The 19,008-nt window shown below is 68.3% G+C and carries 16 protein-coding genes; 5 read left to right on the top strand and 11 right to left on the bottom strand.

The window, feature by feature from the left end:
- The first annotated feature begins 88 nt into the window (after positions 1-88).
- Positions 89-676, top strand: coding sequence for a Uma2 family endonuclease (locus ABZW96_RS09845; protein ID WP_355073120.1), 588 nt, complete (start codon positions 89-91; stop codon positions 674-676).
- Between the two features lie 80 nt (positions 677-756).
- Here ABZW96_RS09845 and ABZW96_RS09840 read toward each other — a convergent pair whose 3' ends face one another.
- Both ABZW96_RS09840 and ABZW96_RS09835 read right to left on the bottom strand, forming a co-directional pair.
- Positions 757-915: a hypothetical protein gene (locus ABZW96_RS09840; RefSeq protein ID WP_169332658.1), complete on the bottom strand. Its 159-nt coding sequence runs from the start codon at positions 913-915 to the stop codon at positions 757-759.
- An 85-nt stretch (positions 916-1,000) separates the two neighbouring features.
- A complete protein-coding gene (locus tag ABZW96_RS09835; RefSeq protein ID WP_355073117.1) occupies positions 1,001-1,402 on the bottom strand; it encodes a helix-turn-helix domain-containing protein in 402 nt (133 codons plus the stop codon).
- 99 nt (positions 1,403-1,501) lie between these two features.
- On the opposite strand from ABZW96_RS09835, the gene ABZW96_RS09830 reads away from it, so the two are divergent.
- Complete coding sequence (locus ABZW96_RS09830; RefSeq protein WP_355073116.1) at positions 1,502-2,434, top strand: NADP-dependent oxidoreductase; 933 nt, start codon at positions 1,502-1,504, stop codon at positions 2,432-2,434.
- 71 nt (positions 2,435-2,505) lie between these two features.
- Here ABZW96_RS09830 and ABZW96_RS09825 read toward each other — a convergent pair whose 3' ends face one another.
- The 5 genes from ABZW96_RS09825 to ABZW96_RS09805 form a co-directional block, all read right to left on the bottom strand.
- Positions 2,506-5,853: an arabinosyltransferase domain-containing protein gene (locus ABZW96_RS09825; protein ID WP_355073114.1), complete on the bottom strand. Its 3,348-nt coding sequence runs from the start codon at positions 5,851-5,853 to the stop codon at positions 2,506-2,508.
- 11 nt (positions 5,854-5,864) lie between these two features.
- A complete protein-coding gene (locus tag ABZW96_RS09820) occupies positions 5,865-7,760 on the bottom strand; it encodes a glycosyl transferase (RefSeq protein WP_355073112.1) in 1,896 nt (631 codons plus the stop codon).
- A gap of 102 nt (positions 7,761-7,862) precedes the next feature.
- Positions 7,863-9,809, bottom strand: coding sequence for a galactan 5-O-arabinofuranosyltransferase (locus ABZW96_RS09815; protein ID WP_355073736.1), 1,947 nt, complete (start codon positions 9,807-9,809; stop codon positions 7,863-7,865).
- A gap of 209 nt (positions 9,810-10,018) precedes the next feature.
- Positions 10,019-10,780: a decaprenylphospho-beta-D-erythro-pentofuranosid-2-ulose 2-reductase gene (locus ABZW96_RS09810; RefSeq protein WP_355073111.1), complete on the bottom strand. Its 762-nt coding sequence runs from the start codon at positions 10,778-10,780 to the stop codon at positions 10,019-10,021.
- A complete protein-coding gene (locus ABZW96_RS09805; RefSeq protein ID WP_355073109.1) occupies positions 10,777-12,264 on the bottom strand; it encodes an FAD-binding oxidoreductase in 1,488 nt (495 codons plus the stop codon). Before ABZW96_RS09805 ends, ABZW96_RS09810 begins: the two co-directional genes overlap by 4 nt.
- Before the next feature lie 119 nt (positions 12,265-12,383).
- On the opposite strand from ABZW96_RS09805, the gene ABZW96_RS09800 reads away from it, so the two are divergent.
- Positions 12,384-12,839 carry a GtrA family protein gene (locus tag ABZW96_RS09800; RefSeq protein ID WP_355073107.1) on the top strand — a complete coding sequence of 152 codons (456 nt, stop codon included), beginning with the start codon at positions 12,384-12,386 and terminating at the stop codon, positions 12,837-12,839.
- A gap of 1 nt (position 12,840) precedes the next feature.
- Here ABZW96_RS09800 and ABZW96_RS09795 read toward each other — a convergent pair whose 3' ends face one another.
- Positions 12,841-13,680: an alpha/beta fold hydrolase gene (locus ABZW96_RS09795; protein WP_355073105.1), complete on the bottom strand. Its 840-nt coding sequence runs from the start codon at positions 13,678-13,680 to the stop codon at positions 12,841-12,843.
- A gap of 178 nt (positions 13,681-13,858) precedes the next feature.
- Between ABZW96_RS09795 and ABZW96_RS09790 the strand changes: the two genes are divergently transcribed.
- Positions 13,859-14,794, top strand: coding sequence for an AraC family transcriptional regulator (locus tag ABZW96_RS09790; protein WP_355073104.1), 936 nt, complete (start codon positions 13,859-13,861; stop codon positions 14,792-14,794).
- A gap of 101 nt (positions 14,795-14,895) precedes the next feature.
- Here ABZW96_RS09790 and ABZW96_RS09785 read toward each other — a convergent pair whose 3' ends face one another.
- Positions 14,896-15,111: a hypothetical protein gene (locus ABZW96_RS09785; RefSeq protein WP_355073102.1), complete on the bottom strand. Its 216-nt coding sequence runs from the start codon at positions 15,109-15,111 to the stop codon at positions 14,896-14,898.
- Between the two features lie 223 nt (positions 15,112-15,334).
- On the opposite strand from ABZW96_RS09785, the gene ABZW96_RS09780 reads away from it, so the two are divergent.
- A complete protein-coding gene (locus ABZW96_RS09780) occupies positions 15,335-15,775 on the top strand; it encodes a MarR family transcriptional regulator (protein ID WP_355073100.1) in 441 nt (146 codons plus the stop codon).
- 65 nt (positions 15,776-15,840) lie between these two features.
- Here ABZW96_RS09780 and ABZW96_RS09775 read toward each other — a convergent pair whose 3' ends face one another.
- Positions 15,841-16,473 (bottom strand): pyridoxamine 5'-phosphate oxidase family protein, encoded by a 633-nt coding sequence (locus ABZW96_RS09775; RefSeq protein ID WP_355073098.1) that lies wholly within the window; start codon positions 16,471-16,473, stop codon positions 15,841-15,843.
- Positions 16,474-16,705: 232 nt separating this feature from the next.
- Positions 16,706-18,892, bottom strand: a complete 2,187-nt coding sequence (locus ABZW96_RS09770) for a molybdopterin-dependent oxidoreductase (protein WP_355073096.1) — start codon at positions 18,890-18,892, stop codon at positions 16,706-16,708.
- Positions 18,893-19,008: the final 116 nt, after the last annotated feature.

Below are 19,008 nucleotides of genomic sequence, written 5' to 3'. Positions count from 1 at the left end.
CCTTTGCCTTATCCAGGACATCGTCGCACGGGCTGAGCAGTGCGAATCCGTACCGTGAAATGCGCGAGCCGGCCGGTAGTCTCAGGGCATGACGAGCAGCGCACCCAGCGACTGGTACCGCTGGATCCCGGACCAGATCACGGCGCGGGACTACGAACAGCTGCCCCCTGATTTCTGCCGGACCATCGAGGTCATCGACGGCCATATCGTCAAGTGCGAAAGCCCCTCACGGCTGCATAATCGGGTGGCGCGGCGCATGGCCGCGCATATGGAAGCAGCGCGCAAGCCGGAACCGTGCTTGATGGTCGAGACCGACGTGGACGTCCGGCTCAGCGACGTTCCGCTCAGCCTCCGCCGACCGGACGTCGTCGTGTATCGCTGTCTGGACGACGATGCGCGACTGTATGCCGATGACACCGTGCTCGTGGTCGAGATCGTCTCTCCCGACAGTTCACACCACACCGATACGGTGGAGAAAAAGGCCGCATACGCGGCGGTCGGTATCCCGGTCTACCTCATCGTCTTCCTCACCGAGCCCGGCGATGGAATCGAGCAGATCGAGGAGTACCGGCTCTCCGAAGGTCGCTACCACCTGGTCTGTCTGCATACTCGCCGTCTGGCTGTGGACGTGCCGATACCCGTCGACGTCGCGTTCAGCGAGCTGGCCACGGGCTAGGTGCCCAGAACACAGGGCCGCCGCGCAGGTGAATCCTGCGCGGCGGCCCTGCCGTATGTCGCCGGTGCGTTACCGGGCGCTCAGACCTTCAGCCGAAGGCCGAGCTCGCGCCGGAGCACCTCTTGCGAAGGGAGGCGGCCGAGCACGCGCAGCACCGCAGGCCGCAGCTCCCGTTGTTCCTCTTCGTTGAGCAGTCCGACAAGATCGCGCAGATCCATTTCATCGAATGCCGTTGTCATGGATTCAGATTAAGGCCAGCGGCCCGATTCGTCCTGCGATGCATAGCCACAGGTGGGAGCATATTTTTCAGACCGGACAACCGGTTTATTGGACGGTGCGGTCGTAGCGCGCCCGCGCGGCGATCACGTCGTCCATGCGTGTCTCCGCCCATGCTTTGACCGCGCTCATGACCGGCTGAAGACTGTGGCCGAGCGGGGTGAGTTCGTAGTCGACGCGGACCGGGACTTCCGCGGTGATCCGTCGCTCCACCAGGCCGTCGCGTTCCAGTCCGCGCAGCGTTTGCGTGAGCATCTTGGGACTCACGCCCGCGATGATCCGGTTCAGTTCGCCGTAGCGCAACGGCCCGTCGGCGAGGGCGGCCAACACGAGGCTCACCCATTTGTCGCTGATCCGGTCCAGGAGTTGCCGGGTCGGGCACTCGGCGATGTACGCGTCGTACCGCTGTTTTGCCAGCTCACGGCGCTGCGCCGCGGTCTTCGTCGCCATCGGGAGCACCTCGCTGCCTCTAACGCACTTTCGGGTAACTACTACCCATTGGATAGTAACCGTTCCTAGATTGGTCGGCAGCAGACAGGAAGGAACATCATGCGTGCAGTGGTAGTCCGCCGGCCGGGACCGGAAGCCGTGGTGGAGATCGTGGAAGTGCCGACTCCGCAGCCCGGCCCGGGTACGGTTCGCATCGCGGTCGCGGCGGCGACGGTGAACCCCGTGGATCTGATGGTGCGGGCGGGCGTGGGCGGCACGCCGTTCGCCGCGCAGCGCGATCAGTGGGGCGTCGGCTGGGATGTCGCGGGCACGGTCGACGCGCTCGGCGCGGGCGTCACGGAGTTCACGGTGGGGCAAGCGGTGATCGGCATCAGCGACCGGCTCGACGTCTCGCTCGGTGCGCAGGCCGACTACGTGGTGCTGGAGGTCGGGAACGTCGCGCCCGCTCCAGTTTCCGTGTCGCCGGTGCAAGCGGCGACCCTCCCGCTCAACGGTCTCACCGCGCTCCAGGCGCTCGACGCGCTGGATCTCGTGTCCACCGACACGCTCCTGGTCACCGGCGCGGCGGGGGCTGTCGGCGGCTTCGCGGTCGAACTCGCGGCGGCGCAGGGTATCCGGGTGATCGCCGCGGCCGCACCCGCCGACGAGGACGCGGTGCGCGCCTTGGGAGCCACCGATTTCGTTCCGCGCCAGGCATCCTTGCCGGATGCCGTCCGCGCCATCGTCCCCGGCGGCGTCGACGCCGCCCTGGACGCGGCCGCCCTCGGCCCGGCGGCGCTCGCCGCGGTGCGCGGCGGCGGGCGATTCGCGTCGATCAGCGTTCCCGACACCCCGATCCCGTTGCGCGGCACCAAGGTCCACACAGTCCTTGTCCGCGCCGACCGCACCCGACTCGACCACCTCGTAACCCAAGTAGACGCGGGCAAACTAACCCTCCGCGTAGCGGCGACCCACCCCCTCACCGCCGTCCGAGAAGCCCAATCCCGCCTATCCCTCGGTGGCCTCCGCGGCCGCCTCGTCCTCACCCCCTGACACCCTCCACGAGTGGCACACGGCTGCGGCGAATCGCGAGAAGCCCGCTCCACCATGTGCCACTCGCGGAGTCAGCGGATGCGGATGGGGTCGTCGGTGGAGAGGCCGGTGCGGGTTCGGGTTGTGGTGGTGATGGGGGCAGGAATGGCGGTGGGGTCGTAGGGGGTGAAGCGTTCGAGGGAGCCCCAGTCGCGAGCCCAGTCGCGGTCGAGGTATGCGGGGACGGTTTGGGATTTCAGCAGCAGGCCGGTCCAGCCGAGAGGGCCGCCGCCGATGTCGTCTTGCCAGGCGTTCGAGGCGTCGGAGCCGACCCGGTCGGGCAGAATGCGCCACTGCGGAATCTCGCCCACGCCGTCCTTGTGGTCGAACGGCCGCTGGCACGGGAAGGCGAGGCCGACGTGCCAGTCGAGTAGCACGGGAGCCTGCGATCCGACCACGGAATTCAGCGTGGCCAGCTTGGGCAGCCGGGGCGGGGTGACGGCCAGCCACTGCTTGGGCGTGATGTCGTTGTCGATCGCGACCAGCCGCACCGCGTTCACTTCCGCCGGCAGCCGGTCCAGCGGCACCCGCAGGTTGCGCCAGGACGGCGCGGGGCCGATGTCCAGCGGATCGATCGAGCCGAGCGTGCGCACCTCGCCGTCCGCGCCACGGACGCCGTACTCCAGGTGCAGTTCCTGTCCGTAGGTGAGCACACCGTCGGCGTCCACCGAGCGGATCCGGCCCGCCGCCGTGATCGCGAGCACCTGGTAGGCGGGGTCGTTGCGCATGCTGTCGGTCAGGTCGAGCCGGTACCACTGGGTGGTCAGCTTCGCCTGCTGTTGCTCGCCCTCCTGGTAGCTGCCCAGCACCGGGGTTCTCGCCGGGTCGAGACCGAACGGCAGCGCGACGGTGCTGCCGTTGATGCCCGCCTGCTCGGTGGTGCCGCCGCCGGTGCCCGCGCCGGTGGTATTGGTGGTCTTGTTCTCCGAATCCTTGTCCACGGAGTTCGCGCCGCCGGTGACCGTCTCCTCCGCGTCTGCGGTGAGGTCACGCGCGACCCCGTTCGGGGTGAATCCTTTGTTCTGCGCGGCCAAGCCGTCCGCAGGCGATCCGGTGAAGGGCTGCAGCAGCGAATCGGCGGTGTCGGTCTCGACGAGCACTTCGTTGGCCAGCGCGCACGAATCCCCGCCGACCGATTGCACATTCGACTTGGTGATCGAGTACGCGGGGTACTGCGTGGCAGCGGCCTTGGCGAGCGAGGCGACCTCGAAGATCACCAGCAGCGCGGCGGCCACGGTCAGCGGCGCGGAGGCCCACCGGTCGAATCGCCGTGGCGCTCCAGGCCGCTCACGCCGGTACGGCTCGCGATAGTGCTGCCATATCGCGACCAGCAGCGCGAGGACACTCAGCCCGAGGAACAACGTGGACAGCCCCTTGCCCGCGATCAACGGCGCCTTGTCCCACCACGGGACACCGTAGCTGGACACGTACCACCACCCGTTCGAGCCGGTGAACGTCACGGCGAGCAGGAAGAGCACGGCGGCGGCGAACAACGCGCGGTTGCGCGGCGAGCGAATACCGGTGGTGCCCACCGCGACCGCCGCGAGCGCGGCCAGCGATCCGGCCAGTCCGGCGTACACGCCGAAGTGGTGCGTCCACTTGGTGGGGGTGAACATCATCAGGAACAGCGATGCGAACACGATGCCGAGAATGCGCACCGAGGGGCCGCGCGAGGTGCCCGGAATCCGGCCCTTGCGCAGAACTTGCAGCACGCACACGAGCAGGCACAGCAGCATCACCAGCACGCCGAACCGCCGCGCCAGCGAACCGTCCGGCGAGAGCATGAGCAACGAGTCCCAGCGGGTGCGCTCGTCGAACCACGCGACGTTCGGGCCGACGATCGTGCGCACCCGGGTGGCTTCCAGCACCGTCGCCAAGGTCTGGTCGGCGAAGATCACCACCAGCACCAGCGTGCCCGCGGCGAGGCCGGGGGCGACCAGCGCGGCGAACCGGAACACCGCGCCCGCCCGGGACGGCTCGCGCACCTTCGCGGGGGCGTTCACCGCGGCCGCGGCTTCGGCGGAACCGGCGGCGGCCGCGTCGGCGTCGGGCCCGGTCCGGGCCGGGACGGCGCCGCGAGCGCGCTTGATGATGATCAGCAGCACCGGCCGTGAACCGGCGATCAGCGCCGCGATGCAGATCAGGCCGGTGGGGCCCGCCGCGAGGGAGAACGCGGCGATCAGGACGGCCACCGCGGCGGGCAGCAGCCGTCCGGTCGCGATGGCGCGCTCGATCGAGCACCAAGTGAGCAGCGCGCCCGCCGCGATCAGCGGTTCGGGGCGCAGGCCGTTGTCGTAGGGCAGCCAGAACGCGAGGAAGACCAGGCCCGCCGTCCACAGCGCCACTTTGTTGCGGCGCACCCGCGCGCCGAGGCGGGGCAGCACCTCGCGGCTGATCACCAGCCAGCAGATCACGCCCGCCAGCAGCGTGGGCAGTCGCATCCAGAGACTGGCGTCGGAGATCCGCGACATCCACGCCAGCACCTCGTACGACCACCCGAACGGGGCCTCGGGGACCGCGAACCACCGGTAGTAGTTCGCCATGTAGCCCGCGTGCCCGGAGACGCGCGCCATGTTCAAGATGTAGCCGTCGTCGGACGTGTTCGCCCCGATGACGTGCCACAGCGCCAGCGTGCCCAGCACGACGCCGTCCGCGGGGGTGACCCGCCACCAGTGCGCGGGCAGGAACCGGCGCGGTCGGCGCCCGTCGGCGGTGTCCAGCAGATGCAGTGCGACGAGTGCGATCAGCGTGAACACGGCGGCGGCGATCATGGCGGCCAGCTTCAACGGCGTCGGCGTGGAGGAGAAACGCGAGTCGATGTCCGCGTGCACCTGCGCTCCGGCGAGCCGATCGGCCTTCAGATCGGTGAACACGCCCACCAGCTGCGGCCGGATGTCCCGGCCGACCGTGGACTGGAACGGCGTGCCATCCTGCCGGGTGACGCCGGTGAGTTCAGCCGTCGTCGCGGCGGCGGTCGACTCGATGCGGATCGTCGCGCAGGACCCGACCTCGGCCAGCGGCGCGGACAACAGCGGGATGTCGCGTTGCACCACCGAGAGGACGCCGTCGGCGACCGAGACCACCAGGCCCTTGGTAGCCGCACGCCCGGAGGCCACGGGGGCGGTGGAAAGCAGCGTGCCGCCCGATCCGAGCTCTCCGGTCATCGAGCAGGGCAGCGTCGCGCTGAACCGCAGCGGCTCGTAGGACACCAGCGGCGCCGCCACGCTCCTGGCGCCGGACTGGGGCCAGTCCAGGCTCGCCCGATCCTGCCGCACCGGCAGCAGCGGGGTCAGCAAGGCCAGCAGGAATCCGAGAAGCCCGGAGAGGAGGGCGATCAAGCGGATACGGGTGAACGCTGGAGAAGATCGGTCCGGTCGCACGGTGGTTGATGCTAGCTACCGCCCGGTGTGATGCCGACTGCCCCCGACGCGCGCAGCGAATGAACGTCCCACAGCCAGACGTCCTCGACCCGCGTCGGCGTGAATCCGAGCAGCTGGGTCACGGTCTCCCGCAACACTTCGCCGTTCTTCGTCGCGGGCAGCACCAAGACGTCGGCTTGCCAGAACCGCAGATCGTCCAGCGCACGGGTACGCACGCCCGCGTCGATCGGCGGTACGACTCCAGTGTCCTGGGCCTGTACCAGCAGAGCGGTGGTCGGACGGGCCTCAGGACCGTAGATGCCTTTCTTGCTGGTACCGGTAGGGCCGACGAAGTAGCCGCCCGCCAGCGGGAAGGTGAAACCCGCGTCGGCCTGCCAACGTAGCGCCCGTGCGTCGGGTGGCCGGGGCGGCGGCACCAGGACCACCGATCCGTCGCCGACGTAACGGCGGACGGCGCCGTCGAAGAAGTCCGGTGTCGGCGGTCGCTCGACCACCGGCAGGATGGTCGGGATCAGCGGCAGCAGCGCACCGGTGAGCGCCGCGAACCAGGCCAGCGGCTTCCAGTCCACCGCCGATTGCGTCCATGTCCCCACCGCGCGGTCGCTGGCCAGCGCGAGCACCACCGCGATGGCCGGGATCGCGGCCATGCTCATCCTGCTCTCCAGCACGGTGTTCAACAGCGGAACATGTTCGGCCCAGCGCCACGGCAGATCGATGCCGGTCGGCTGTTTACCGATCGTGGCGACCGCCCCCAGCGACAGCAGGCCGAAGACCGCGATCACCACGCCCGCGGCCCGCACCACGCGGTCGCGCCACAGCATTCCCACCGTGAACACGACCAACAGCAGCAGCGGCCAGCCGAAGTACGCGTTCTGCTCGGTCGGATTGATCGCCACGTTCGCGCCGGGCGCGAACACGCCGCCCAGCGATTCGGACGGGAACTGCACCAGCGCTTCGAGGTCGTTGCCCATCGGGCCGTGGTCGATCGATCGATAGCTCTGCGGGCCGAAGAATTGCCACCACAGCGGAATCTCGGCGAGTGCCAACGTGATCACCGCGGCCAGCGCGAAAGTCGGGGCGACCACTCGCGTCACGCGCAGCGCGGTGCGCGGAGCATGCGCGTAATACACGATCCCGAACAGGCCGAACGCGAGGGCGAAGATCAACAGCGGTTCCTCGCCGAGCGCGATCTGCGTCGCGACCAGAAGTCCGAGAACGGCGGCATCCCGTACCCGCCCGCCCGGCCGTTCCCGTTCCGCCGCGGCCGCTCGCCGCGCAATCCGGATCAGCAGACCCGCGATGATCGGAAGCAACAGCAGCACGACGAAATTCGGGTGGGCGTTGGCGTGCGAGATCATTCCGGGCGCGAATCCGCAGAACAGTCCGCCGATCACCGCCGCGACCCGGGACCGGACGAGCTCGCGGACGAACAGGCGATACCACGCGAACGCTGTTCCGGCCAGACCGAGGGTGAGCACGAGTACGAACGTGACGGTCGGCCCGAAAAGCAAGGTGACCGGTGTCAGCGGCACGCCGACACCGAACATGGCCGTGTTGGCCATCATGTTCACCCCGGCCGGGAAATTCTGCAGATCGGTACCGAGCGGGTTGTGCAGGGCGGCCACCGAGTGTGCGGTGACGGCGAAGAACCACTCCCACATCGTCTGGTCCTGACCGCTCTTGATCAGGTATCCGTTGTCGGTATCGCGCCACTGGCCCGACAGCACCGTCGCGGCCAGCGTCAGGTAACCGGCGCATACGAGCAGATCGGCGAGCGGAAGTCGGGGCAGCCGCCGGGTACGCGCGGGAGTGGTGAGCACTCCGGTCGCCGTCGCCTCTTTCGTCGCGATCGCGACCGTCGCCGATTCCGCCGGTAGGTCGGTCTCGGCGTCTTGTGCCTGTGTCACCTGCGCATCACTCCTCGCCAGCGCCCTCCGTTGCAACCACGCTGTGCGTGGACCGACAAACGAGAGGGGTATCCACTGCGCGCGAGTTCAACCGCCGCGATTTCAGCGGTGGACGGTGACCAGCGTGAACGGTCCGATGTCGGTGGTGGTGAAACGCGGGTCGGCGAACAGTTCCTTGGGGAAGCTCACCGAATAGCGCGCCACGTTCGGGTCGTTCGGGTAGACGTCCTTGGCCAGCCGCAGTGTGTAGGTGTCGCCGCTGCGCCGGAACAGGAACGCGTCCGGTGCGCGCCACGGGCTCGCCGCGAGCGCGTCGATCAATTCCTGCGGCGTCTTCAGCTTGCTCCAGCTCTCGATGGTCGCCGCCCGGCCGGCGAAGTCGGCGAGCGGGTTGGCGTAGTGGGAGGTGAGCGCCTGGAAGCCGAAGTAGGGATAGAAGGACAGGAAGCTGGTGTCGGCGGTGAGTACCACCGTGTCCGAGCGTGGCCGCCCGGTCTGCGCGGTGAGCGCCGCATCCACTTCGTCATAGAAAGACACGGCCGACACAGGCCGTTTGTCGGCTCGCTTTCCGTCTCCGTCGGTGTCTGTGTAGGCAGTCGTGATCTCCGGAGTCAGCACGTGCGGGATGTCTTGGGCGAACGCCAACGCGCCGATCGTCGCGACGACGATCGCCACCAGCCGGAACCGGGCGGGCTCGTTCAACGCCTGGTAGATCGCCCGCGCGCCCTCCACGAACCCGAACGCGCCCGCGACCGACAGCAGCACCAACAGCACCGGCTCCAGACGGAACGACAGCAACGTGGTGCCCGCCGCGGTCGCGGCCATGGACAGTAGCGCCCACAGGTAGATCGCCGCCACGCCGATGCCCAGCGCCTGCGCCCGTCGCGACGACGCGCCGCGCAGCACCAGCCAGATGATGCCGATCAGGCACAACGCCCCGAGCAGGGAGAACTGGAACATCGGCAACGGCAGTTCCGCTCCCGCTTCCGGCAGATAGTGCTGGGCGGTCCCGGAGCTCGCCGTCGCGCTGCGCAGAGCCTTCGCCAGGTACGGCGCCCACACGACGAGCGCGAACAGCCCGGCGATCACCGCGATCACCACGAGCCGCACCAGCGGCGGCGCCGCCGCGCGCCACGCGGGACGGGTCGGCCCGGTCGCCGCGCGTGCGCGGCGCGGACGGTCGGCGCGCCGCGCACGCACCGCGAGGAAGGCCGCCACCAGACCCATCAGGGCCACCGCGAAGGCCGCCACGAGGAAGTAGAGGGTGTAGAACGTGGCCGCCCAGCCGAGGAACAGCCCCGTGCCGACGACCGCGCCCCAGCCACCGGCCGTGCGATGCTCCTCCGTCACGCCCTCCAGCGGGCGATACAGCGCCCCCCAGGCGAGCACCAGCGCGGGCGGCAGCAGCAGCACGATGACGGCGCTGTAGGCCTCGGGGGCGGCGTAGGCCAGGGTGACCGCCGTGCTCGCCGCCGCGACGCCCACCGCCCAGTCCGCGCGGATCAGCTTCGACCACAACACCAGCGCGACCACCGCGGCCACGGCGAGGAACGTGATCGCGTACGGCTTGAATACTTCCCAGCCGTCCATCCCGAGCAGATTCGCCACCCGCCCGCCGATCCAGAACCAGCCCGCGGGGTAGAACGACGGTAGATCCGCGTACGTCATGTCGCGCAGCGCGGCGGAATCGGTGAGCCGGGTGAGGAACTCGGTGCGGAACTCCTGATCCACCGAGACGCCGAACAGGTACAGCTTCGTCGCCGCCAGCGGCATGCCGAGCGTGAACGTGACGAACGTCGAAAGACCCACCCAGGACAGCAGTTTCGCTATCCAGGGCCACTTGCGCAGCCGCAGCAGCGCGATCGCGACCGCGAGCACGACCGCAGCGCCGACCTGCCCGACCGTGGTCAGCGCCCGCGTCACGTTGGAGGAGTTGAACGCGGGCCACTGCACCAGCGAGAACGCGACGAGCCCGACGACGGCCACCACGGCGGCGACCACCGCCGCGAGCGCGGCCTCGCCGACGCCGGCCGCGATCTGACGTGCCACGAGTGACCCGCGCCCCGGCGCGGGGGCCGGATCGACGGGACGCGGCGGCGCTTCGTCCGCCGCGGTCACCGTGCTCAACGGACCGCTCCGCGCTCGTCGCACTGGATTACTCGCATGGCGCCTCCGGGTTCACAGGGTCACTCCGTCAGACGATAGGTGCCCGCGCGATCACTGATCACGCGGGCACCATGTCCGAGTTCGGTCGCCGATCAGATCGGCAGTCTGCGGAAGATCGAGCGCGGGATGTGCCGCAGCACCATCATCACGTAGCGGAAGGTTCCCGGCGCCCAGACCAGTTCCTTCCCCCGCTGCGATGCCGCGACCGCCAGCGCCGCGACGTCTTCCTTGTCGACGGTGAGCGGAGCCTCTTTGACGTGCGCGGAGAACTGGGTCCGCACCATGCCGGGACGGATCACCAGTACACGCGGGCCGTGCGGCCGCAGCGCTTCGCCGAGCCCGAGGTAGAAGCCGTCCAGACCGGCCTTGGTCGATCCGTAGACGAAGTTCGAGCGGCGCACCCGTTCGCCGGCGACGGAGGACATCGCGATGATCCGGCCGAAGCCCTGCGCCTTCATCTTCTCGCCGACCAGCACGCCGACGGAGACCGCGGCGGTGTAGTTGATCTGGGCGACTCGCACGGCCTTGGCCTGGTTCTGCCACAGCTCTTCGGGATCGCCGTCGAGGGCGAAGGCGACGATCGCGACGTCCACGTCGCCCGCGTCCCAGGCGGCGTCGATCACCTTGGCGTGCCCATCGGTGTCGAGCGCGTCGAAGTCGATGACCTCGACCTGGCTCGCGCCCGCGGCCTTCATCTGGGCGACCGCGCCCTCGCGCAGCGGATCACCGGGCAGCGCCGCAAGGGTGATGCGCGCGGGCCCCTTCTTCAGGTACTCCGCGCAGATTGCCAAGCCGATCTCCGACGTGCCACCCAGCAGCAGAATCGACTGCGGGTTACCAACGGCATTGATCACTGCAGCTCCAGCCTTCTCGCCATATCGGACATGAAAACGCCTGTGGGGTCGACGCTACGGCGGACCTTGATCCACTCGTCGATCCGGGGATACATCTTGTGGAAGGTCTCGGCGGTGGTCCGCGAATCCTTCGCGGTGTACAGCCGCCCGCCGAACTCCAGCACGCGCCGGTCCAGCTCGCCGACCAGCTCGTTGAGACCGGGCTTGATCGGGAAGTCGACGCAGATGTTCCAGCCCGGCATCGGGAAGCTCAGCGGGGCCTGGTTGCCCGGGCCGAACAGCTTGAACACGTTCAGCGCCGAGTAGTGCCCGGAGGCCTGGATGTCGACGATGATCCGCTTGAACTCCTCGACCGCCTCGGTCGGCACCACGAACTGGTACTGGAGGAAGCCGTTGGAGCCGTAGCCGCGGTTCCACTCCGCGATCATGTCCAGCGGGTGGTAGAACTGCGTCAGGTTCTGCACCTTGCCGGTGTAGTTGCCGCCCATCCGGTAGTAGGCCTCGCCGATGGACATCAGCGTCAGCTTGTTCATCGTCCAGTTCGGGAAGATGTCCGGGACGGTCATCAGCTGCGGCGCGTCGAACTTCAGCGGCTTGCTGCGCAGCCGCTTGGGCAGCTCGTCGAGCTTCGCCAGCCTGCCCCGGGTGATGGTGGCCCGGCCCAGCTTGGGCAGCGGGCTGATCACGTCGAACCAGGCGCTCGAGTAGGTGTAGTCGGCCTCGCTGCCGTCGCTGTGCGCGGCGATGGTCTCGTCGAGGGTCGTGGTCTTCACGCCGTCGTTGAGGAAGTAGGCCGTCTCCGTCGGCACCATCTCGATGGTGGCGCGCAGGATGATGCCGGTGAGCCCGTTGCCGCCGACGGTCGCCCAGAACAGCTTGGCGTTGCGCTTCGGCGTGATGTGCTGCACCTGCCCGTCGGCGGTGAGCAGATCGATCGAGCGCACGTGATTGCCGAAGCTGCCCTCGCTGTGGTGGTTCTTGCCGTGGATGTCGGAGGCGATCGCGCCGCCGATGGTCACCTGGCGGGTGCCGGGGAGCACCGGGACCCAGAGGCCGAACGGCAGCGCGGCCTTCATGAGCTGGTCCAGGCTGACGCCGCCGTCCACGTCCACGATGCGGGTGTCGCGGTCGATCCGGTGGATGTTGTTCAGCGCGGTCATGTCGACGACCAGACCGCCCGCGTTCTGCGCGTGGTCGCCGTAGGAGCGGCCGAGGCCGCGCGCGATCACGCCGCGCCGCAGGTGGGCGGGCTTGCCGTCGTTGTCCTCGGCGACCATGGCGACTGCCTTGGCGATCAGTTCGGGATCGCTGGTCGAGAGCACTTCGGAGGAGGTGGGTGCGGTGCGACCCCACCCGGTCAACGTGCGGGTGCGCGTCGGAAGAGTGAACGCGGTGCCCGCGGCCGGGCCGTCGTTCGCGACGCCGGCGCCTTTGTCGTTCCCGGTTGTCTTGGTGGCGGTCGGAGCTTTCGTGGACATCGGCATAGAGGCTACAGGTATGACGGCAGATGGGGACGCGGTCGCTCTACCCATGGGTAGTGACGAACACGTCGGTTTAGAACCGAAATGAGTGCCCAACCCGGTCCGGCGCTACGCTCGTCGGCGTGCAAGCCGAACCCCAACTGCCGCTTCCGGCCGAGTTGCCCCTGGTCGACGAGCCCGGCGGCACCGAGGTCGACCTCAAGACGCAGATCATCCGGTTCACCCTCACCGGCGGGTTCTCGGCCGTCGTCGACTACGGGCTCTACAGCCTGCTGCTGAACCTGGTCGGTCTCCCGGTCGGCGTCGCCAAGTCGATCAGCTTCGTGGCGGGCACCACAACGGCTTACCTGATCAACCGCCGCTGGACCTTCCAGGCTCCGCCCAGCCGCATCCGCTTCCTCGCGGTGGTCGTTCTCTACGCGGTGACCTTCGCGGTGCAGGTCGGCATCAACAACCTGCTGTACTTCTCGCTGGCCGACGAGTGGTGGCGCCAGCCGCTTGCCTTCGTCGTCGCCCAGGGCACCGCGACCGTCATCAACTTCATCGTCCAACGCTTGGTGATCTTCAAGCTCCGCTGAATTATCCGCTCGTCGCGGCGTGGTCGGCCAGGAAGGCGCCGACCAGACGATTCACTTCGTCGGGGACCTCCGCGGCCGCGAGGTGTGCGGCTCCGTCGAGGACCACGAGCCGCGAGCCGGGGATGGCGTCGGCCATGACCTCGAGCTCGGGCACGGGGAAGGTGCGGTCCTCGCGACCTCCGATGACCAGCGTGGGGCAGGTGATCGAGGAGAAGAGGCGCCGCTGGTCCGGGCGGTCGGTCACCACGGATCGGACGGCGTGCACGAGCGACGCCGGATCATTGCGGCGGGCGACGTCGAGAACCTGTCGGACGACCTGCGGGCGCGTGCGTTCGGTCGTCGGACCGAGAAATGCCCGGACCACCGATCCGGTGAGCGGCGGGCGAATCCCGCCGAGTATCCGGACCGCCATCAGCAGCATCCGGTACTGCGCCCGCTGAGCGAGCGGGGCCGATGACGCCGTGCCGTTCATCAGGATCGCGGATTCGACGCGGTCAGGGAAACCGGCGGCGAAGGTGCCGCCGATCATGGCGCCCCAGGAGTTCCCGAGGAAATGGGTCTTCGGTAGTTCCAGCTGATCGAGGATGTCGGCGACGCACGCCGCGCACTCGTCGAAGGTGAAGGGTCGTTCGAGGCGGCTGGACCGCCCGTGCCCGGGCGGGTCGACCGCGATGGTCAGGAAATCCCGGGCCAAATGGTTCACTTGGGCGTCCCAGAGGGCAGCGTCCATGAGAAGGCTCGGCCACATCACGATCGGATCGCCGCTGCCGGTCAGGACGACATGCAGCAGCCCCAGCCGAGTCGGTAGATGAATATGCCTGCGGTCCATGACTGTGCTCATTCCTTGCAGTGAGCGGGCGGCCGATCTGCGTCGCATGTTCCCGCACACGGTGAAACGCCGGTGTCCTGGTCTGTGATCTGTACGATCGAGACTCACGTTAAGCGTGGACCGCTGCGCGCTCGACCTGATCCGTGCACGGGTCTGACGGAAACGCGCACGTCGGTCTGGGAGGTTGCTGGTGTCGGTCGCCGAGCCGTATTTCGTGGGGCGGGTCGATACCGGCGCGGTCCTGCCCCGGGAGTCGGCCGACCTCTGGGCCGAGCACGTCGGTCGTAATCAGGGCACCTTGCAGTGCCGTTTCGCCAGTCCGTCGTCGTTCCGAGGAGCGATGGCCGTGCAGCGATACGCGGGCTATCAGCTGATCGACTTCTGGTCGGACAGCATCGTCTATTCCAGATCCCGTGCGGATATCCGGCGTGACGGCGATGAGGGTCTGAGGGTGATGATCGCGACCGACGGAGAAGTGCGGCTCCGACAGGACGACGCCACCGCCCAGGTGTTGCCGGGGTACGGCGCGGTCGTCACCAAGACGCGTCCCGTCGACTTCGGCCAGCCCCTCGCTGCGCGCGGGTGGGTGATGAACGTCCCCGCGGGCGCTCTGCCGCTCGAAGTCGGCGCGGGACCTGCGCTGATCGACCTGCGCGAGGGCTTGGGCGCGGTCGTCTCAGGTCTGATCAGCGAACTCGGAGAGCAGCGTGCGACTGTCGACGGTCCCGAGTTCGCCGCCGCCTGCGACACGATCATCGATCTGCTCCGCCTCTGCCTGCGCCGCCGCGCCGCGATGCCGACCGTGCTGGCCACGGTGGACACCGCGGTTCGTGACCACGTGCTCCGGCACGCCGACGATCCCGATCTGACTCCGATCGAGATCGCACGAAGCCTCGGTTGGTCACTGCGCCAGGTCCAACTGGCCTTGCATCACACCGGCACGACACCGAGCGAGCTGATCCGCGGCGCGCGGCTCGACCGCGCCCACCGCCGCCTGCGCGAATCTTCCTCCGACCGCACGGTCGCCGAAATCGCCTACGCCAGCGGCTTCCGCTCCCTCAGCGCCTTCGGCTCCGCGTTCAAGGCACGATTCGGGGTCACCCCGCAGGACGTACGACCTCGTTGACGGCGTCCGGGCGCTTCTCGGATCCGCGGAGCGGTGGCCCAAGCCTCGCCCCGAATGGATCAGTCGAGAGAGGTTCGAGTCGAGGAATCGCGCTCAGCCGGTCAGAACGAGCAGTCGGTGGGACGGCCTGCCCAGCCGCCCTTCAGGAATTTGATGACGGCGCAGAACAGATCCTCCGACCAGGAACCCACCGGGGTCACGGCCGAGATCGTGGCGACGGGTGTGGAGACAGGTGCGGCGACAGGTTCCGCGGCGGCCGAGCCCACCGGAACGACGAGTCCTGCGATCACGGCGGTGACGACGACAAGCTTCTTCATCAGGTGGCCTCTTCCGTGGTTGTGGATGGCGGCTCGTAGTGCCGCACAACCGACTGATCGGCAGCAATTACCCCGACGTTACGAAGTATGTTGAGCACCAAGCAATTAGACCTCGCTGTCGTCCAGGCACACGGCTGTGGCATTGCCCGAGGGAGGTCTCGATGATGCGCCGCTCGCGGGCAGGCTGATTGATTGGCAGTGCCAACGATGTATGGTGGCTGTTGTGGAGGAGACACCCGCGCGCCTGGCCGCGAAGCCGAGTTGGCTGGTCACCCAGTTGGCCGTGCACGCCCACCGGTTGGCGTCCGACAGCTTCGGCGAGGTGGGTGCGCGTGGGTACCACTACCGCATTCTGGCCGCGCTGGACGAGTTCGGGGCGGCGAGCCAGGCCGAGCTCGGGCGCCGGTGCAACATGGACCGCAGCGACGTGGTGGCGGCGATCAACGAACTGGCCGGCCAGGGTTTCGTCGAGCGGACGCCGGACCCGGACGACCGAAGGCGCAATATCGTGACCCTCACCGAGGCGGGCAAAGGGCAACTGCGGCGCATGGATCAAGCGCTCGAGAAGGTGCAAGACGACCTGCTCGGACCGCTATCGGCCGAGGACAGAAACGATCTGACCCGCCTGCTCACCCGCCTGCTCGCGCACCATCAGCGGGGTTGACGGGCCTGGTCCACCGCTGGCGGCGCCCGGCAAACCTCGCCGCGGCCGGTGATCCGCCACGCCCTTCAGGAGCCGCTGATCATCGTGTCGGCCAGCTCACGTTTCTCCGCCTTCGCCCCGAAGTAGTCGCCGCCTTTGGCGCGAATGTTGTCGGTGCCCCACTCGCGTTGTTCGCGCGGGGCGGGGATCAGGTGCGGGATGTGCTTGCGGCAGTGGATGTATGCCTCTTGCACATCGACCACCACCCACTGCTCCGCGGCGCGGCCTTTGTGGTTGACGGGCAGGTCGGGCACGGTGGTGCGAAGTGCCGGGTCGGAGACGATGCGGGCCGAGCCGTTGATGTGCAGTCCGATGAGGTCGCGCACGAAATCGATGAGCAGAATCCCGACGTGCGGATTCTCCGAGATATTGCCGAGACTCGCCATGACGCCGTTGCCGCGGTATTCCGGATAGGCGATCGTGCGGTCGTCTATCACATGGAGGAAACCGGGCAGTCCGGCGCGGAAACTCGAGTCGCATTCGCCGTGTTCGTCGGCTGTGGCGATGAACGCCATATCCATCCGGCCGATGAAATCTATCATCGTCGGATTGAGCCGGTCGAGCACCTGATCATCGTAGAAGCGCTGTGCTCGATCTGCTGTTCCGTACCGTTCTTGCAGCTCACGCTCTCCGTCGCTGCCACTGTGTCCACCGGGCATCGCAGCCCCCTCCGGTCGCCGGAATGCGGGTTACACCAGGCTCGACGTTGAACCGCGGTCGTCTCGAGATCGCGTCCATTTTAGATGAGATCCACGCGGCAAAACGTCGAAATCCCCGTCGAGAATGCCCCTGATTCGGCTGCGGCGCAAGTATTTCCGACGGTTAGCTAAAAGCCGACCGGCCGGAATAATATCCGGCCGGTCGGGATTTGCGGGATCGGTTGGAGAGATGTCAGGCCGGAGTCAGTGTCACCGGAACGCCGTTGAACACGGCGTTGCCGGATGGCGCGTCGACCACCGAATCATCGGTGAGCACATTGGCATTGACGCCCGCGTGCGTGCGGGCCACGGTCTGCGCGCTGTCGGCGTGGCCCCACCCGTGCGGCAGGCTGACCACCCCGGGCATGATGGCCTCGGTCGGCTCCAGCGGGACCGTCAGCGTTCCGGCGGCCGATTTCACCACCGCCTCGTCACCCAGCCCCAGTCGCTCCACATCGGCCGGATTGATATGCAACGTGCACCGATTCGATCCGCTCACCAGCGTCGAGATGTTGTGCATCCAGCTGTTGTTCGACCGCAGCTGCCGCCGTCCGATCAGCACGATCTCCGGCGCGGCGTCGGCCAGGCGCGCCCGCATCCGTGCCACGTCGTCCAGCAGCGGCTGCGGGGCCAGGTCCACCCGCCCGCTCGCCGTACGCAGCGCGCCCGGCAGGCGCGGCTGCAACGGGCCCAGGTCGATACCGTGCGGGTTGTCCAAGAGCACTCGCAGATTGAGTGTGCCGCCGTTCCATTCGCCGTACGGCCCGAGGCGCAGCATCAGGTCGATGCGCTGCTCGGTGCTGTTCTCGCCGATCAGGTCGCCGCGCCGTTCGGGGAAACCGGCCTTGTGCAGCATCCCCGCGATGACGAGTTCGTCCACGGCGGTGAGCGGATCGATCCCGTCGGAGCCGTCGTGCGGCCTGCCGGTCAGCGCGGCGGCGAGGCGAGCCAGGACGGCGGGTTCGGAAGGCCGGTCACCCAGCGGCACCAGCGGGCGCGAGTAGCGCGTGTAGTTGCGCACGGCGAATTGCAGCAGCGCGAAGTCGTAGTGCGGGGATTGCGTCGGACGCGGGGGAGGCAAGATCACATCCGCGTGCCTGGTGGTCTCGTTCACGTACCGGTCCACGCTCACCATGAACTCGAGCTGGGCGAACGCCTCGTCCAGGCGCGCGCCGCTCGGCGCGGACAGCACCGGATTGCCCGCGACCGTCACCAGGGCACGGATCTGCCCTTCGCCCGGCGTGGTGATCTCGTCGGCGAGCGTCGCGACGGGCAGCTCGCCCATCGCCTCGGGCAGCCGGCGGACTCGACTGGTCCAGCGCCCGGCGCGGAACGGCTTCGTGCGGGGGATGCCGCCGGCCGCGGCGGTGGCGAACATCGCGCCGCCGGGGGAGTCGAGGTTGCCGGTGAGCGCGTTGATCGCGTCGACGAGCCACTGCGTGATGGTGCCGAATTCGGCGGTGCACGTGCCGATACGGGCGTACACCGCGGCGGTCGGCGCCGCCGCGAGCTCACGGGCGAGCCGCACGACCGTGGACGCCGGTACGCCGGTGCGGGCCGCGACCGTCTCCGGGTCGAACGTGGCGGCGGCGGTGCGCAATTCGTCCAGGCCGGTCACCTCGACGCGCAGATCGGTCAATTGCTCGGCGAAGAGCGTGTGCACGATGCCGAACAGCAGGTACGCATCGCTGCCCGGCCGGATGAACAGGTGCTCGTCGGCGAGTTTCGCGGTGCGGGTGACCCGCGGATCGACCACCACGAAGCGGCCGCCTCTGCCACGCAGCGCCTTCAGCCTGCCCGGGAAATCCGGTGCGGTGCACAGCGAACCGTTCGATTCCAGCGGATTGGCCCCCAGCATCAGCAGGTAATCGGTGCGGTCGAGGTCGGGCACCGGCACGGTGAGCGGATCGCCGAACATCAGCCCACTGGCCACCTGCTTGGGCATTTGATCGGCGGTGCTGGCGGAGTAGATGTTCTTGGTGCCCAGCGCGCGTAGCAACGCCGGTACGTACAGCGTGCCCGCCACGGTGTGCGCGTTGGGATTGCCCAAGTAGGCCGCTGCCGACTGGGTTCCGTGCTCGGCCACGACGGCGGGGAACCGCTCGGCGATGTAATCGAAGGCTTCGTCCCAGGTCACGGTGCGCCAGGCACCGGTAGCGCGGTCACGAATCAGCGGGTCGGTCACCCGGTCCTGGTCCTCGTCGAGATGACCGAAGCTGGCTCCCTTCGGGCAGATGAAGCCTTTGCTGAAGGGATCACTGCGGTCGCCGCGGACCGAGGTCACGTGGTCGTCGGGATCCAGGGTGATTTCCAGGCCGCAGACCGCCTCACAGAGCGGGCAGGTCCGCAGCAGATTGCGCGATTGCGTGATCGGGGCCATACCCCATCTTCGCGTTCGACAGTGGAACTGAAAAGAGAACGCTTGATATCGGCGACGCCGAACGACCGGTACCCGGCAGCGCTCCGGGGTGGGGATCCGGAGCGCCGGGACGGATA

Source organism: Nocardia sp. NPDC004168 (genome assembly GCF_040610355.1).
Classification (GTDB): Bacteria; Actinomycetota; Actinomycetes; order Mycobacteriales; family Mycobacteriaceae; genus Nocardia; species Nocardia sichangensis.
This window is presented reverse-complemented; position numbering and strand designations above follow the sequence as displayed.